This window comes from Kitasatospora indigofera (assembly GCF_014655955.1).
In the GTDB taxonomy this organism is placed as follows: Bacteria; Actinomycetota; Actinomycetes; order Streptomycetales; family Streptomycetaceae; genus Kitasatospora; species Kitasatospora indigofera.
The window spans coordinates 25,849-39,509 of record NZ_BNBO01000074.1 but is presented as its reverse complement, the minus strand read 5'-3'; the positions used below and the strand labels follow the sequence as shown (position 1 = coordinate 39,509).

Here is a 13,661-nt window from a genome sequence, read left to right as displayed (position 1 = left end):
CCGGGTGTGTGGTCCGGTGGTGTGGGTGGCGGTGGGTGTGGTGTTGGTGGCGGTGGGTGGTGGTTGTGGTGGGGGTCACGGGGGTGGGGTGGTGTGGGGAGTGGGTCGGTGGGCGGTGGGTGGGGTGGTGGTGACGGTGGGTGGGGGTGTGGTGGGGGTCACGGGGGGTGTGGTGTGAGCGGGGGCACTCGGGGGCTTGTTGGATCTTGGTTTTGGGGTGTTTTCGGGTGGTTCGGGGTGGTTTTCCTTGATCGGTACGGTCGGTAACGGCTGTCTGGCCTGGGGGAACGTGGGATTGCTTGATGTAAACCTGCTGGGTCCGTAGCTTCGTTGTTGTCGGTGCAGCGAGCACCGCCCGGGTTCATCCCGCAGCACGGCCCCGCCGGGGGTTTGTCCGGCAGGTTGCGTCCATGACGTGGCCGGGGTTGTTGCTCGTCCAGTCGAGGCGTGGAAAGTCGGCCCTGTCGCAGGGGTCTGGTTCCGTGTGCCTGCCCGGGGTTCTGGAGAGGACTGTGCATGATCTTCCGTAACGAGACCGCCGCTGCCACCGCCAAGACCGCCACCAAGCGCAACCGCGTGCGGACGGCCCTGATGGCGGGTGCCGTGCTGGCCCTGCCGGTGGCAGGCCTCGTCGCGGCCACCTCCGCCTCCGCGGCGCCGGCGTCGACCTGGGACAAGGTCGCGCAGTGCGAGGCGACCGGCAACTGGGCGATCAACTCGGGCAACGGTTTCTACGGCGGGCTGCAGTTCACCTCCTCGACCTGGGCGGCGTTCGGCGGCACGGCGTACGCCCCGCAGGCGCACCAGGCCACCAAGGCGCAGCAGATCGCCATCGGCGAGAAGGTCCTCGCCGCCCAGGGTCCCGGTGCCTGGCCCGTCTGTTCCGTCAAGGCCGGCCTCACCAAGTAACACCGGCCTCACCGAGTACCACCCCCGGCGACAGCCGCGGCCGAAGGGGCCCTGTGCCCGCTCGTACGAGCGGGCACAGGGCCCCTTCGGCATGCCCGGCCACCCGCCCGGAGCGGGCGGCGGCCGGTTCAGGGCCGGGAGTGCGACTCCACCGCGAGCTCGACGAGTTCGCGCCACCAGCCCTCGCGGGCCCGGACCAGCAGGCGCCCGGCCTCCTCCGGGTCGACCGCCCGCACCTCGACGACCTCCTCGCCGTCGGCCGGGTTGGTCGGCGCGGAGTCGACGTCGACCTCGGCCCAGCCCCAGAGCCAGGCCTTCTCCGGGTGCGGCTGCCACGGCCGGTACGGGACGGGGTTGTCCGTCACGCATCTGTGCGCGCCGATCCAGACCGGCGGGCCGGTCAGCCGGGCGCCGGCCTCCTCGCGCAACTCGCGGGCCAGGCAGGACTCGACGCTCTCGCCGGCCTCCCGGGTGCCGCCCGGGAGGAACCAGTGGCCGCGGGCGTCGCGGCAGAGCACCACCCGGTCGTCGGAGAACCCGACCACGTGAATGTTGGTGATCAACTCGTCCGGCGGGAGTGCCGAAGAGAACTGGGCGTCGTAACCACCCCAGGTCCAGCGCTGCGGGGCATGCAGCAGCGGGAACCGGGAGGCCAGGTCGGTGAGTTCCGTCGCGGTTTCCGTGGTATCCGTCATTGACTGATCGTAGTGCTCAGGGGCTGGTGGAGTGAGTGCCTGTCAGATCATTGGCACCTCGCGCGCGTCGCGGCCCATTCCGGCCCCGGGCCCGGTAGGCGGCCGCCGGCCGCGCGGCGGGCTCCCGTCAGCCGGCCGGCTCCGGGACCACGGCGAACGCCTCCACCTCCAGCAGCAGTTCGGGGCGGAACAGGGCCACGACCTGGACGGCCGAACTGGCGGGCAGCCGTCCGGCGTCGACGAACTCGTCCCGGACGGGCCGGATCGCCGGCAGGTGGCCGATGTCGGTGACGAAGTAGGTGAGCTTGACGACGTCGTCGAAGGTCGCGCCGGCGGCGGCCAGGCACCGGCGCAGGTTCTCGAACACCTGCCGGGTCTGCGCGGCCGGGTCGCCCGGGCCCACCACCTGCCCCCGTTCGTCGAGCGCCACCTGCCCGGAGACGGCGACCAGCCGGCCCGTCCCGGTGACGACCTGGGTGTAGCCCGTTCCCGGGGCGACTCCCTCGGGGGCGGTGATGTACGTGAGCTGCGATTCGGTCATGGGCGACATCCTCACCCGGGGAGCCGGGCCGCTCCAGCGAATTGCGCCGCCGGGCCGGTCCGTCCGGCCCGCCCCGCATCCCCGGCCCGCCCGTTCCCCGGCAGCCGATCCCGGTGACTGTCCCCCGGCCGTCCGCTGCTGGCGATTCCGCTCTGAGCGTGCCGGGGTTCACCCGGCGGCCCCCGGTGGGCAGAGTCGCCGGTATGAAGCTTCTGGTACTGGGCGGGACGGAGTTCGTGGGCCGGGCCGTCACGGAGGACGCACGGGAACGCGGCTGGGACGTCACCGTCCTCCACCGTGGCCGGCACGCACCACCGGCGGGCGTCACCGCCCTGCACGGCGACCGGACGGCGCCGGACGGCCTGGCCGCGCTCGCCGGCGGCGAGTGGGACGTCGTCGTCGACACCTGGCGCTCCGCGCCGTCCGCCGTCCGGGACAGCGCCCGGCTGCTCGCCGGCCGGACGGGGCAGTACACGTACATCTCCAGCCGGTCGGTCTACGCCCACCCGACGCCGGCCGGCGCCGCCGAGGACGGGGCCCTGGTCGACGGCTCGCCGGACGCCGGACCGGTGGGCTACCCGCAGGCCAAGCGCGGCGGCGAACTCGCCGTCGAGGCGGCCTTCGGCGGCCGGGGGCTGCTGGTCCGGGCCGGGCTGATCGTCGGACCGCACGAGAACGTCGGCCGGCTGCCCTGGTGGCTCGACCGGACGGCCCGGGGCGGCCAGGTGCTCGCCCCGGGGCCGCGCGGGCTCACCGTCCAGTACATCGACGCCCGCGACCTCGCGGCCTGGACCCTGGACGCCTCGGTCCGCGGCCTCGGCGGCGCGTACAACCTGGCCGGCCCGCCGGGGGTGACCACCATGGGCGACCTGCTGGAGACCTGCGCCGAGGTCACCGGGGGCGGCGCCGAACTGCGCTGGAGCGACCCCCGGCGGATCGTCGACGCCGGCATCGAACCGTGGACCGACCTGCCGGTCTGGGTCCCGCCGGGGGAACTGCACGACACCATGCACCGGGGCGACGTCACCAAGGCGCTCGCCGCGGGCCTGCGGGTCCGCCCGCTCGCGGAGACCGTCGCGGACACCTGGGAGTGGCTCCGGCGCCGCCGCGAGCAGGGCTTCGAGGAGGGCGGCCCGATCCGTGAGGACCTCAGCCGTCGCGGTCTGGACCCGGACACCGAGGCCCGGTTCCTGCGCGGGGAGTAGCCGCCACGGGCCCGCCGGGTTCCGCCCCGCGCACGGTCACCACTCGGCCTCCCGGTAGTCCTTGAGGAACACGCCGGAGACCGGCGAACCGGCCTCGCCCCGGACGATCGGGTCGTAGACCCGGGCCGCGCCGTCGACGATGTCCAGCGGGGTCCGGAAACCCCGCCCGGCGATCCTGGACTTCTTCGGCGCCGGGTTCTCGTCGGTGATCCAGCCGGTGTCCACCGCGCACATGTGGACGTCCTGGGCGGCCAGTTCGGCCGCGCTGGTGCGGGTGAGCATGTTCAGGGCGGCCTTGGCCATGTTGGTGTGCGGGTGGCCCGCCGTCTTGTTGCGGACGGCGAACCGCCCTTCCACGGCCGTGACGTTGACGATGTAGCGGCGGGGGTGCGGGGAGGCGAGCAGCAGCGGGAGCAGCCGGTCGCAGAGCAAGGCCGGGGCGAGCGCGTTGACCAGCTGGGTCTCCAGCAGCTCGGCGGGGTCGAGCCCGCCGAGCCGGGCCGACCAGGAGTTGGCGGGCGCCGGGTCGGGCAGCAGCCCGGCCTCGTCCGGCGCCGGTGCCGGCGGGTGCGCCGGGCCGCTGCGGGGGAGCGGCAGGACCGCGCCGCTGTCGAATGCGGCGGCCGGCCAGGCGGCGGCGTCGAGTTCGGCGGCCGGCCAGGCGGAGGCCAGCGCTGGCATCGGACGGAAGCCGGGGGCGTGGGTGACCGCGCGGGCGGCGTCGGGCGGCAGCGCGCGGTGCTCGCCGGCGGCCAGCAGGGCGTAGGCCCCGGGCGGCCGGCGCAGGGTCTGGGCGGCGTTGTTGACCAGGATGTCGAGCGGGCGGCCGTCCGCGCGCAGGCGCTCGCAGAGACCGAGCACCTGGCGGGGGTCGCGCAGGTCGATGCCGACCACGGAGAGCCGGTCCAGCCACTCGCCGCTGCCGGGGGCGGCCCGGAACCGGAGCAGGGTGTCGTGCGGGAAGCGGCTGGTGACGACGAGTTCGGCGCCGTCCCTGAGCATCATCAGGGCCAGCTGGAACCCGATCTTGACCCGGCCGCCGGTGAGCAGGGCCCGGCGCCCGCGCAGGTCGGTGCTCAGGCCGCGCCGCCGGGCGTTGTCGCCGGCGCAGGGCGGGCAGAGGGAGTGGTAGAAGCCGTCGGCCTGACGGTATGTCGACTTGCAGACGTAGCAACGCCGGCTGCGGAGGTACTCGCCCACCGGGGCGGCCTCGGACGGCAGCGCGAGCGGGGCGTCCTCCCGCCGGTCGCGTCCGCCGGTCGCGGTGGCCGCCACCAGCTCGGCGTCCGTCCGGCGCTGCTGCTCCCGCTGCTCCTGCCGCCGTCGCTTGCGGGCGTCCCGGACGAAGGAGCCGGCCTCCCGTTCGGCGCGCCACCGCGCCGGGTGGCCGGCGGGCAGCGCCCGCAACTGTCCGAGGGTGCGGGAGAAGGCGGCGAGTTCGTCCGCCGTCGGGGCCGCGCCGGCTCCGCGGCCGTCCGGCCCGTCCTGCCCGTTCCTGGTCCCGTCCGCACTGTCCCGCACTGCCGCTCCCAAGGTCGTTGGCGCCGGTGGGCCGACCGGGCGCGGGGCGGCGGCCGGAGGCGCGCCCCGGAGCGCCGGCCGCCGCGTCGCGGGGCCCGGAGGCTGCCCGGGCGGCCGGGTCCGAACCGGCGTGCCGCCGGTCTCCGCGGTCCCTCCGGGCAGTGCGGGTGAGGCTACTACGGCCAGTACGACTTGCACTATTGAGTTATTAACGGGCCCGGTGCCGCCGGGGCCTCCGGCGTCCAGGACCCGAACCGGGCTAACCGGCGCCGGGGGGCCCGTCGATGATCCGCCGGAGCTGCTCCATGGTCGGCAGCGGCCGGGCCCGCGGGCGGCCCGCGTTGATCCGGAGCGCCGCCCGGTCGAGCGCCCGGCGCAGGCCCTGCGGGTGCAGCGGCACACCCTCCGGACGCAGCGGCGTACCGCCCTCCACGCTCGGCCGGCCGGTGTGGTTGGGCAGCAGCGAGACGAACAGGAAGTCGTGGTTCGGGTCGACGCCCTGATCGGGGTGCAGCGCGTACCAGGCCCGCAGGGCGGCCACCAGGCGCTCGCGGACGAGGAGGTAGCGGGCGAGGGCGTCCCGGGTGGCCGCGGACAGCCGGATCGGCTCGCCCGGCCCGGTGCCGGGACCGGCGAGGCGTTGCGGGTTCGGGCGCAGCCGCACGGCGCGCAGGCCCGGCGTGAGGTCGGCCAGCCGGATCGCGGCCAGCTCGCCCGAGCGCCCGCCGGTGTCCAGGCAGATGCCGATGGCGGCGAGGATGCGGGCGTGGCCGTCGTCCAGCAGCGGCCGCCGGTTCTGCGCCCGCAGGTACCCGCGCAGGGCGGCGGCCTCGCGGGTGGACGTCCCGGGCTTCGGCGGCGGCGCCGGGGTGCGGTGCCGGAGGCCGTAGGGGTGGCCGGCCTGCTCGGACAGGCGGTTGAGGCAGCCGATCCGGACCCGGTTGGTGGAGGCGGAGGTCGGCCCGGTGGCCGTCGTCGTGGCGCGGTACCGGCCGGCCTCGGCGTTCTCCAGGAAGGTGTCGAGCAGGGCCGTTCCGATGGGTGCGTGCGGGTCGGCGGGGAGGTCGCCGGCGGCCGCCGCGCGCTCCAGCTCCCCCAGGACGGCCACGTACTGCCGTCGGCGCTCGGGGGACAGCGCGCCGGCCCGGGCGGCGAGGGAGGCGTGGGCCTGGCGCAGGTCCCGCAGGCCGAGGTGCATGGCTGCACTCTACGACCGCGGTACGGCCGCGGTACGGATGCGGTACGACTTCGACGCAGGCCCGCACGCGATGCCCCCCTCCACGGACCCGGTACGTGAGCGGGTACGGGATCCGCCGCGGGTGGGGCGGGACAGGGGCGGGGTGGGCGCGGGGGAGCGGGCGGCGCCGCCCGGCTAGGATCTGCACGGCCCGGCCGCCTGCGCCGGTGCCGGGGGGAGGCGGGCGTGATGGTGATCGGGGCCGGGGCGGTGGCGGGGATCGCGGTGGTGGCGTTCGGGATGGTGCTCACGCCGGGGCCGAACATGATCTACCTGGTGTCGCGGTCGGTGGCGCAGGGCCGCCGGGCCGGGCTGATCTCGCTGGCCGGCGTCGGGGCGGGCTTCCTGACCTACCTGTGCGCGGCCACCGCCGGCATCGCCGCGTTGTTCGCGCTCGTCCCCGAGATCTACCTGACCATCAAGCTGGCCGGCGCCGGCTACCTGCTCCTGCTCGCCTGGAAGGCCGTCCGGCCCGGCGGGGACTCGGCGTTCGCCCCGCGCGAGCTGAAGGCCGACCCGCCCGCGCGGCTGTTCATGACGGGGCTGCTGACCTGCCTGCTGAACCCGAAGATCGCGATCCTGTACGTGTCGCTGCTGCCCCAGTTCGTGGAGCCGCGGCGCGGCCACGTCGGGGTGCAGAGCCTGCTGCTGGGTCTCACCCAGATCGTGGTCGGCCTCACCATGAACGGTGTCTTCGTGCTGACGGCCGGCTCGGTGTCGGCCTTCTTCGCCCGCCGCCCGCTCTGGACCAGGGTGCACCGCTACCTGATGGGCACGGCGCTGGCGGCCTTCGCCGTCCGGATCGCCGCCGACCGCTCGCGGGCCGTGGTCGCCGCGCCCTGACCGCCCGTGCCCTGACCGGCCGTGCCCTGACCGCCGGCCCGACGCCCGGAGGGCCGGGCCGCGGGGATCCCTCCCGCGGCCCGGCCCCGGAGCCCGGCCGGCCGGTCAGCCGGTGTACTGCGCGAAGATCTTCGAGAACTCGTACGGCTGCTGCGCGATGTTGGTGCACTTGTAGAGCGCGCCGGTGCAGGCGTTGGCGTCCCGGGTGGCGTCCCAGAAGGCCAGCATGCCCAGGTGGTGCAGCTTGGCGAAGGAGACCAACTGCTGGGCGTCCGCCTGGTTGTAGATCTGGTGGTCGTCGTTCTCGCCGATCATCGGGGTGACCCCGACGGCGGACCACAGCTGGGCGTCGCTCTTGGCCGGGTAGAGCGCCTTGAGCTGGTTGTAGGTGCCCTGGGCGGCCTGGACGGCGGCGTCCCCGTAGTCGGAGCCGGCCCGGTAGTAGTCCATCGCCATCACGTTCACCAGGTTGACGTCCACCCCGGCGTCACGGGCGGAGCGGACGACGGCGACGCCCTCGGCGGTCAGCCCCTCCGGCAGGACGGGCAGCGTGAAGGAGACCTTCAGGCCCGGATTGGCCTTCTGCAGCTTGGCCAGCGCGGCCGAGCGCCGGTCGTTGGAGGCGGTGTCGGCGATCGCCGCGCCCTCGATGTCGAAGTCGACGTACTTGAGACCGTAGGCCTTGACCACGGCGTCGTACTCGGCGAACAGCGCGTCCACCGAGCCGCAGGCGGCGGCGAGTTCGGTGCCGCTGGCGCCGCCGAAGGACACCTTGACGTCACCGCCCTTGGCCCGCAGGGCGTCGATCTGGTCCTTGGCCCAGCCCGTCCGCGGGTCGTAGGCGTTGAACCAACTGGCCTTGCAGCCGACGCTGGTGACGAAGCCCATGGTGAAGGACTTGAGGTTCCCGGCGGTGGCCATCGCGGGCAGCGAGGGGGTGGGCCAGGCACCCATGTCGACGTACGGCGCGGCCGGCACCGGGACGTTCGGGACCGGGACGGTGGGGGAGGAGGTGGCCGTCGGCGTGCTGGTCGCGGTCGGCGTGGCACTGGTCGGCGCGGGGCTGCTCGGCGGTGTGGTCGGGGTGCCGCCGGGGCCGCTGAGCACCACGTCGTCGGCGCCGTACGCACCCTGCCCGTACCAGCCGTGCAGGTAGACGGTGACGCTGGTGGTGGCCGCGCCGGTGGTGAAACTGGTGGACAGCTGCTGCCAGTTGGCGCCGCCCGGGGTCCAGACGGCCGGGTCGGTGACACCGCTGCCGGTGGCGCCGAGGTAGACGTAGTTGCCCTGGACCCAGGCGCTCAGCGTGTACTTGGTGTTGGGCTTCACCGCGACGCTCTGGCCGCACTGGGCGGTGTCACTGTTGCTCGCGGCTCCCTTCAGGGCGTACGAGCCGGTGCGGACCGGGCTGCCGACGACCGAGCCGGTGCCGGCCGAGCAGCTCCAGGCGCCCGGTGAGCCGCTCTCGAAGCCGGGGTTGGCGAGCAGGTTGGTGTCGGCGGCGCTGGCGTTGACGGCGACGGCGGCCAGGGTGCCGGCGGCGAGCGCCGAGGCGGCGGTGAGGGCAAGGAGCTTGGCGCGCCGGGGAGTTGTCCGGCGGTGATGCGCGCGGGCCATGGGGGAGCCTTCCGGGACGGGGCTCGCCGTTGCCGGGCGCTGGTGGGGGTGCGCCGGGCGGCGGGTCGGGGGCGGTTCCGAGCGGGGGTTCGCGGTGCTAGCCATCAAAGTGGACTAGACCAACTGTGCACGTCAAGAACCTTGGCGGGCCTTAGTCCCGGTTTAAGGTTCCGCCGGGCCCGCCCGGGGCGGTGCCGTCGGCCGGGTCGGGGCGGTGGTCCCGCCCGGGGTCCGCTCCCGGTCCGCCTCGCGCCCGCGGAGTGTCGGAGCGCCGGTGGTGCGGGGGTGCCGTGCTAGCTTCCAGTCGATTTCCCATGACCGACTTTGAAGATTCGTCAGCGAATTGCTCCCGCATTCCGCGGTGAATCAGATCATTTCGTGTGGTTTTCGCAGAACTGCAGGGCGAAGGAGATCCGGCCCATGAGCCAAGACATTTCCCGACGAGGACTCCTGGGCACGGCCGGGGCGGTGGCCGCCGGAGCCTCGCTCGGCGTGTTCGCCACCGGAGCCAGGGCGGACTCCGCCGTCCCCGCGCCGGGCGGGCCGGCCGACTCCGGCGCGCGGTTGCGGGTGCTCCCCGGCGACGGGCGCTACCAGGCGCTCAGCCAGGGCTTCAACCAGCGGTGGACGAGCGAGCCGCGCTACATCCAGCTGGTCACGACCGACGCGGAGGCGGTCGCGGCCGTGAACGGCGCCCTCGGCCAGGGCCTGCGGCCCACCGTGCGCAGCGGCGGCCACTGCTACGAGGACTTCGTCGAGAACACCGGCGGCGCCATCCTGGACCTCAGCCTGCGCAAGGGCGTCGGCCGGGCCCGGGACAAGTACGGCCGGACCGCGTACTGCGTGGAGGCCGGGGCCAGCCTCTGGGACGTGTACACCGAGCTGTTCCGCCGGTACGACGTGACGGTCCCGGGCGGGTCCTGCTACTCGGTCGGGGCCGGCGGCCACATCTGCGGGGGCGGCTACGGCGTCCTCAACCGGCGCGACGGGCTCACCGTCGACCACCTCGTCCAGGTCGACGTGGTGACCGTCAGGGGCGGCCGGGCCGAGATCACCAGCGCCCACCGCGACGACCCGGAGGGCTCGGACACCGCCCACCTGTTCTGGGCGCACACTGGCGGCGGCGGAGGGAACTTCGGCGTGGTGCTGCGGTACTGGTTCGCCGAGCAGCTGCCCACCCCGCCGCCGCGGGTCTGGCTCAGCAGCATCGCCTGGCCGTGGGCCGACCTGCTGAAGAACCCGGACGACTTCCCCCGGCTGCTCGCCAACTACGGCGAGTTCTTCGCCGCCCACAGCGGCCCCGACGAGCAGGTCTACCAGGACCTCTTCAGCATCCTGAAGCTCACCCACAAGACCAACGGCAACATCGCGCTGTTCACCGAATGGGTCCGCGACGACGTCGGCCCGCTGGACGACTTCCTGCGGGCGATGCAGGCCGGCCTGACCACCGAGGCCACCGTCCAGACGGCCGGCGCGGGCGGCCTCTTCCTGCCGCTGCCGGAGAAGCGCCGGCAGATGCCCTGGATGGAGGCGACCATGACGCTGAACGGCTCGGGCGCCAACCAGCGGGGCAAGTACAAGTCGGCGTACCACCGCAAGCCGTTCTCGGCCGGCAACGTGACGGGCATCTGGAACTGGCTGACCCGGGACGACCCCGGCGTCGACCTGACCCAGACCCTGGTCCAGATCGACTCCTACGGCTGCCGGACGAACGCCGTCGACCCCTGCGCGACCGCCGTCCCGCAGCGGGACTCCTTCATGAAGCTGCAGTACCAGACGTACTGGACCAGCCCCGCCCAGGACCAGGCCCATCTGGACTTCCTCAGCGGCTTCTACCGGGAGGTCTACGCCGAGACCGGCGGCGTGCCCGAGATCAGCGACGCCACCCATGACCTGGGCACCGACGGCGCGTACGTCAACTACCCGGACGTCGACCTCGGCACCACCGCCGACCCGGCCCCGCTCTACCCGCGGCTGTACTACAAGCAGAACTACCCGCGGCTGCAACTGGCGAAGAGCATCTGGGACCGGGCCGACGTCTTCCACCACCAGCAGTCCGTCACCGTCGGGGGCGGCACCCAGGGCGGCTGACGGCCGGACCGGCCCGGGGGCGGCCCGACCACGGGACGGGCGGCCGGGCCCCGGCGCGGCCCCGGCGCGGCCTCCGGGCCGGCCGGGGCCGTCGGTGCGTCCGGCCGCCGGGCAGGGCCTTGCCCGGGCGCCCGGGTGTGACGTGCGCCACAGCTCCTGCTCCGGATGTCACATTCGCGGGGCCGCGGGGGCTCACAGATGGCGACCGCGAAGGAGGCCCCACCATGACCGACGTCCCGCCGCCCGGCAGCCCCGGGGCGGACAGCGAACCGCACACCCCGCCCGGGCCGGGCGGGGGCAGGCCCGACGAGGCGTACGGCGACGGGGCGGACGCCACCGAGGCCTTCCTCGGGAACCGGGAGCTGCTGCTCTCGATCGTCTACAACATGCTCGGCAGCGTCGCCGACACCGAGGACGTGCTCCAGGAGGCCTGGCTGGCCTGGGCGGACCGGGCGGGGGCGGCCGGGCGGGCCGCAGCCGGGCCGATCGAGCACCCGCGGGCGTACCTGGTCCGGATCGCGGTCAACAAGGCCCTGGCCCGGCAGGCCGTGATCAGCCGCCGCCGGGAGACCTACGTCGGCCCCTGGCTGCCGGAACCGCTGCCCACCACCCTCGCCGACGGCGGGCGGCCGCCCGAGGAAGGCGGCGACGCCGTGGACCGGGCCGAATCCGTCTCGATGGCCCTGCTGGTGGTGCTGGAGAGCCTCACCCCGCTGGAACGCGCCGTCTTCGTCCTGCACGAGGTCTTCGGCTACGCGCACACCGAGACCGCCGAGATCCTGGGCCGCCGGCCCGCGGCGGTCCGCCAGCTCGCCCACCGCGCCCGCGAGCACGTCCGGGCCCGCCGCCCCCGCTACCAGGCCGATCCCCGGCTGCGGCAGCAGGTGACCGAGCGCTTCGCGGCGGCGGTGTACGGCGGCGACCTCCCCGCGCTGCTGCGGCTGCTGGCCCCGGACGTCACGCTCTGGGCGGACGGCGGCGGCAAGGCCGTCGCGGCCGGGCTGCGGCCGCTGCACGGCCGGGACCACGTCGCCCGGCTGCTGATGAGCCGGGGGCCGGAGCTGGCCCCGCGGCTGGACATCCGCTTCCAGCAGGTCAACGGCGGCCCGTCGGCGGTCCTCCTGATCGGCGGCTCGCCGTTCGCCGTGCTGGTCCTGGACCTGGACCCGGACGGCGGGACGGTCCGCGGCATCTACTTCGTGACCAACCCCGACAAGCTCGCCCGGCTCGACCCGGCCGCCGGCCAGGCCTGACCCGACCGCCCTTGACCGGGCTGCCCGCCCCTGACCGGCTCCGACCGGCCCTCCGAAAGGAAAGACGATGATCCTGATAACCGGTGCCACCGGCGCGGTCGGCCACCCGCTGACCGCCGCCCTGCTCGCGCGCGGCGCCGCCGTCCGCGCCGTCACCCGCGACCCCGCCGCGGCCCGCCTCCCCGCCGACGTCGAGACCTTCGGCGGCGACCCGTCCCGGCCGGCCTCGGTCGCCCCCGCGCTGGACGGCGTCACGGCCCTCTTCCTGCACCCGCGCGCCGTCGGCGACGCCGCCGCCGGGCTCGTCGCGCTCGCCCGCGAACGCGGCGTCCGGCGGGTGGTCGCGCTGTCCGCGCTGAACGTCGACGACCCGCTGGACGAGCAGCCCTCCCGCTTCCGCGGGGACCGCAACAAGGAGGCCGAGGACGCGGCCGCCGCCAGCGGCCTGGAGTGGACCAGCATTCGGGCGAGCTCCTTCGCCGGCAACGCCCTCACCGCCTGGGGCGCCCAGATCCGGGCCGGCGACGTGGTCCGCTACGTCCACCCGGACTTCCAGGAGTCACCGGTGGACGAGCGGGACCTGGCCGAGGTGGCGGCCCGCGCGCTGCTGACCGACGAGTACGCCGGCCGCCGGCTGGAACTGCCCGGCCCGCAGTCGCTCTCCCACCGCGAGATGGTGGCCGTCCTCGGCGAGGCGCTCGGCCGGCCGCTGCGGATGGCGGAGGTCCCGCCCGAGGCCGCCGTCCAGGGCATGCTCCGGCAGGGCCTGCCCGAGACGTTCGTCCGGGCGCTGATGGCCCGGTACGCCGCCCACCTGCGGCGGCCCCAGCACCCCGGGACCGACCAGGTGCGGTCCCTGCTCGGCCGTCCGGCCCGCACCTTCGCCGACTGGGCCGCCGACCACGCGGACGCCTTCCGGGCCTGAGCGCGCGCCGCCCCCGGGGGCACCCGCCCGCACGGCAGCACCCTCCGACCGTCCCATGAGATGAGGCAGACCGACATGAAGATCGTCATCCTCGCGGCCACCGGCGGCATCGGCCGCGAACTCCTCGACCAGGCCTTCGCCGCAGGCCACGAAGTCACCGCGGTGGTCCGCCGTCCTGACCGGCTGTCCCGGCCGGTGCGGGCGGTGCGGGCCGACCTGGCGGACGCCGACCCCGCTGTGCTGGAGAGCGCGGTGGCCGGCGCGGACGCCGTGCTCTCCGGCCTCGGCGCACGGTCGAGCGCCGAGGCCGGCGTGGCCTGGCGCGGCACCCGGGCCGTCAGCTCGGCGATGACGGCGACCGGCGTCCGCCGGATCGTCGTGGTCAGCGCCGCGCCGATCGGCACCGTGGCCTCGCCGGGCCGCCCGAACCCGCCGCGCCGCGACCCGGGCGACGGCTTCCTGATGGGCCGGCTGGCCACCCCGCTGGTCAGGGCGGCGCTGCGCAAGCACTACGCCGATCTGGCCCGGATGGAGGACGTGCTGCGCGCCGGCGGCCTGGACTGGACGGTGGTGCGCCCGCCCCGGCTGACCGACAAGCCGCTGACCGCCGACTACCGGACGGCCTACGACCGGAACATCCGCGGCGGGGCCTTCGCCTCCCGGGCGGACGTCGCCCACCTGATGCTGCGCGTCCTCGGCGAGCCGGAGAGCGTCGGGCACACCGTCGGCATCGCCAACTGACCGCCGACCAGTTGCGGCCGGGCCCGGGCGGGGGCAGGGGGGGCGGGCCCGGGGCGGGGCCGGGCGCTACGGGGTGGAGCGAA

General features: G+C 75.0%; 12 protein-coding genes. 7 read left to right on the top strand and 5 right to left on the bottom strand.

Features of this window, described 5'->3' with window-relative positions; all coding sequences use genetic code 11:
* The first annotated feature begins 516 nt into the window (after nucleotides 1-516).
* Nucleotides 517-909 carry a transglycosylase family protein gene (locus tag IE329_RS36235; protein WP_308438430.1) on the top strand — a complete coding sequence of 131 codons (393 nt, stop codon included), beginning with the start codon at nucleotides 517-519 and terminating at the stop codon, nucleotides 907-909.
* Between the two features lie 128 nt (nucleotides 910-1,037).
* On the opposite strand, the gene IE329_RS36230 is transcribed toward IE329_RS36235, so the two are convergent.
* A complete protein-coding gene (locus IE329_RS36230) occupies nucleotides 1,038-1,604 on the bottom strand; it encodes an NUDIX hydrolase (RefSeq protein WP_190215300.1) in 567 nt (188 codons plus the stop codon).
* A gap of 127 nt (nucleotides 1,605-1,731) precedes the next feature.
* Complete coding sequence (locus IE329_RS36225; protein WP_190215299.1) at nucleotides 1,732-2,145, bottom strand: RidA family protein; 414 nt, start codon at nucleotides 2,143-2,145, stop codon at nucleotides 1,732-1,734.
* A gap of 203 nt (nucleotides 2,146-2,348) precedes the next feature.
* Here IE329_RS36225 and IE329_RS36220 point away from each other — a divergent pair, with 203 nt between their 5' ends.
* Nucleotides 2,349-3,350: an NAD-dependent epimerase/dehydratase family protein gene (locus IE329_RS36220; RefSeq protein ID WP_190215298.1), complete on the top strand. Its 1,002-nt coding sequence runs from the start codon at nucleotides 2,349-2,351 to the stop codon at nucleotides 3,348-3,350.
* Between the two features lie 36 nt (nucleotides 3,351-3,386).
* On the opposite strand, the gene IE329_RS41205 is transcribed toward IE329_RS36220, so the two are convergent.
* Entirely contained in the window at nucleotides 3,387-4,757 is a 1,371-nt protein-coding gene (locus IE329_RS41205; RefSeq protein WP_229928040.1) for an SDR family oxidoreductase, read from the bottom strand.
* A 373-nt stretch (nucleotides 4,758-5,130) separates the two neighbouring features.
* Complete coding sequence (locus tag IE329_RS41200) at nucleotides 5,131-6,069, bottom strand: site-specific integrase (protein ID WP_229928038.1); 939 nt, start codon at nucleotides 6,067-6,069, stop codon at nucleotides 5,131-5,133.
* 228 nt (nucleotides 6,070-6,297) lie between these two features.
* Here IE329_RS41200 and IE329_RS36210 point away from each other — a divergent pair, with 228 nt between their 5' ends.
* A complete protein-coding gene (locus tag IE329_RS36210) occupies nucleotides 6,298-6,951 on the top strand; it encodes a LysE family translocator (protein WP_229928039.1) in 654 nt (217 codons plus the stop codon).
* A gap of 105 nt (nucleotides 6,952-7,056) precedes the next feature.
* On the opposite strand, the gene IE329_RS36205 is transcribed toward IE329_RS36210, so the two are convergent.
* Complete coding sequence (locus IE329_RS36205; RefSeq protein ID WP_190215297.1) at nucleotides 7,057-8,568, bottom strand: carbohydrate binding domain-containing protein; 1,512 nt, start codon at nucleotides 8,566-8,568, stop codon at nucleotides 7,057-7,059.
* Between the two features lie 420 nt (nucleotides 8,569-8,988).
* Here IE329_RS36205 and IE329_RS36200 point away from each other — a divergent pair, with 420 nt between their 5' ends.
* From IE329_RS36200 to IE329_RS36185, 4 genes are all read left to right on the top strand, one after another.
* On the top strand, nucleotides 8,989-10,659 hold the full coding sequence (locus IE329_RS36200; protein WP_190215296.1) for a BBE domain-containing protein: 1,671 nt from the start codon (nucleotides 8,989-8,991) through the stop codon (nucleotides 10,657-10,659).
* A gap of 224 nt (nucleotides 10,660-10,883) precedes the next feature.
* Nucleotides 10,884-11,912 (top strand): sigma-70 family RNA polymerase sigma factor, encoded by a 1,029-nt coding sequence (locus IE329_RS36195; protein ID WP_190215295.1) that lies wholly within the window; start codon nucleotides 10,884-10,886, stop codon nucleotides 11,910-11,912.
* A 67-nt stretch (nucleotides 11,913-11,979) separates the two neighbouring features.
* Complete coding sequence (locus IE329_RS36190; protein ID WP_190215294.1) at nucleotides 11,980-12,837, top strand: NAD(P)H-binding protein; 858 nt, start codon at nucleotides 11,980-11,982, stop codon at nucleotides 12,835-12,837.
* Nucleotides 12,838-12,912: 75 nt separating this feature from the next.
* The gene (locus tag IE329_RS36185) at nucleotides 12,913-13,578 is read left to right on the top strand and encodes an NAD(P)-dependent oxidoreductase (protein ID WP_190215304.1); all 666 of its coding nucleotides are present in this window, start codon (nucleotides 12,913-12,915) and stop codon (nucleotides 13,576-13,578) included.
* The last annotated feature ends 83 nt before the right edge of the window (nucleotides 13,579-13,661 follow it).

What these genes read in the sequence shown, in the direction of transcription:
- IE329_RS36210 (WP_229928039.1), top strand. Translation starts at nt 6,298, where the DNA reads ATGGTGATCGGGGCCGGGGCGGTGGCGGGGATCGCGGTGGTGGCGTTC.
- IE329_RS36220 (WP_190215298.1), top strand. Translation starts at nt 2,349, where the DNA reads ATGAAGCTTCTGGTACTGGGCGGGACGGAGTTCGTGGGCCGGGCCGTC.
- IE329_RS36185 (WP_190215304.1), top strand. Translation starts at nt 12,913, where the DNA reads ATGAAGATCGTCATCCTCGCGGCCACCGGCGGCATCGGCCGCGAACTC.
- IE329_RS41200 (WP_229928038.1), bottom strand. Translation starts at nt 6,069, where the DNA reads ATGCACCTCGGCCTGCGGGACCTGCGCCAGGCCCACGCCTCCCTCGCC.
- IE329_RS36230 (WP_190215300.1), bottom strand. Translation starts at nt 1,604, where the DNA reads ATGACGGATACCACGGAAACCGCGACGGAACTCACCGACCTGGCCTCC.
- IE329_RS36225 (WP_190215299.1), bottom strand. Translation starts at nt 2,145, where the DNA reads ATGACCGAATCGCAGCTCACGTACATCACCGCCCCCGAGGGAGTCGCC.
- IE329_RS36190 (WP_190215294.1), top strand. Translation starts at nt 11,980, where the DNA reads ATGATCCTGATAACCGGTGCCACCGGCGCGGTCGGCCACCCGCTGACC.
- IE329_RS36195 (WP_190215295.1), top strand. Translation starts at nt 10,884, where the DNA reads ATGACCGACGTCCCGCCGCCCGGCAGCCCCGGGGCGGACAGCGAACCG.
- IE329_RS36205 (WP_190215297.1), bottom strand. Translation starts at nt 8,568, where the DNA reads ATGGCCCGCGCGCATCACCGCCGGACAACTCCCCGGCGCGCCAAGCTC.
- IE329_RS36200 (WP_190215296.1), top strand. Translation starts at nt 8,989, where the DNA reads ATGAGCCAAGACATTTCCCGACGAGGACTCCTGGGCACGGCCGGGGCG.
- IE329_RS36235 (WP_308438430.1), top strand. Translation starts at nt 517, where the DNA reads ATGATCTTCCGTAACGAGACCGCCGCTGCCACCGCCAAGACCGCCACC.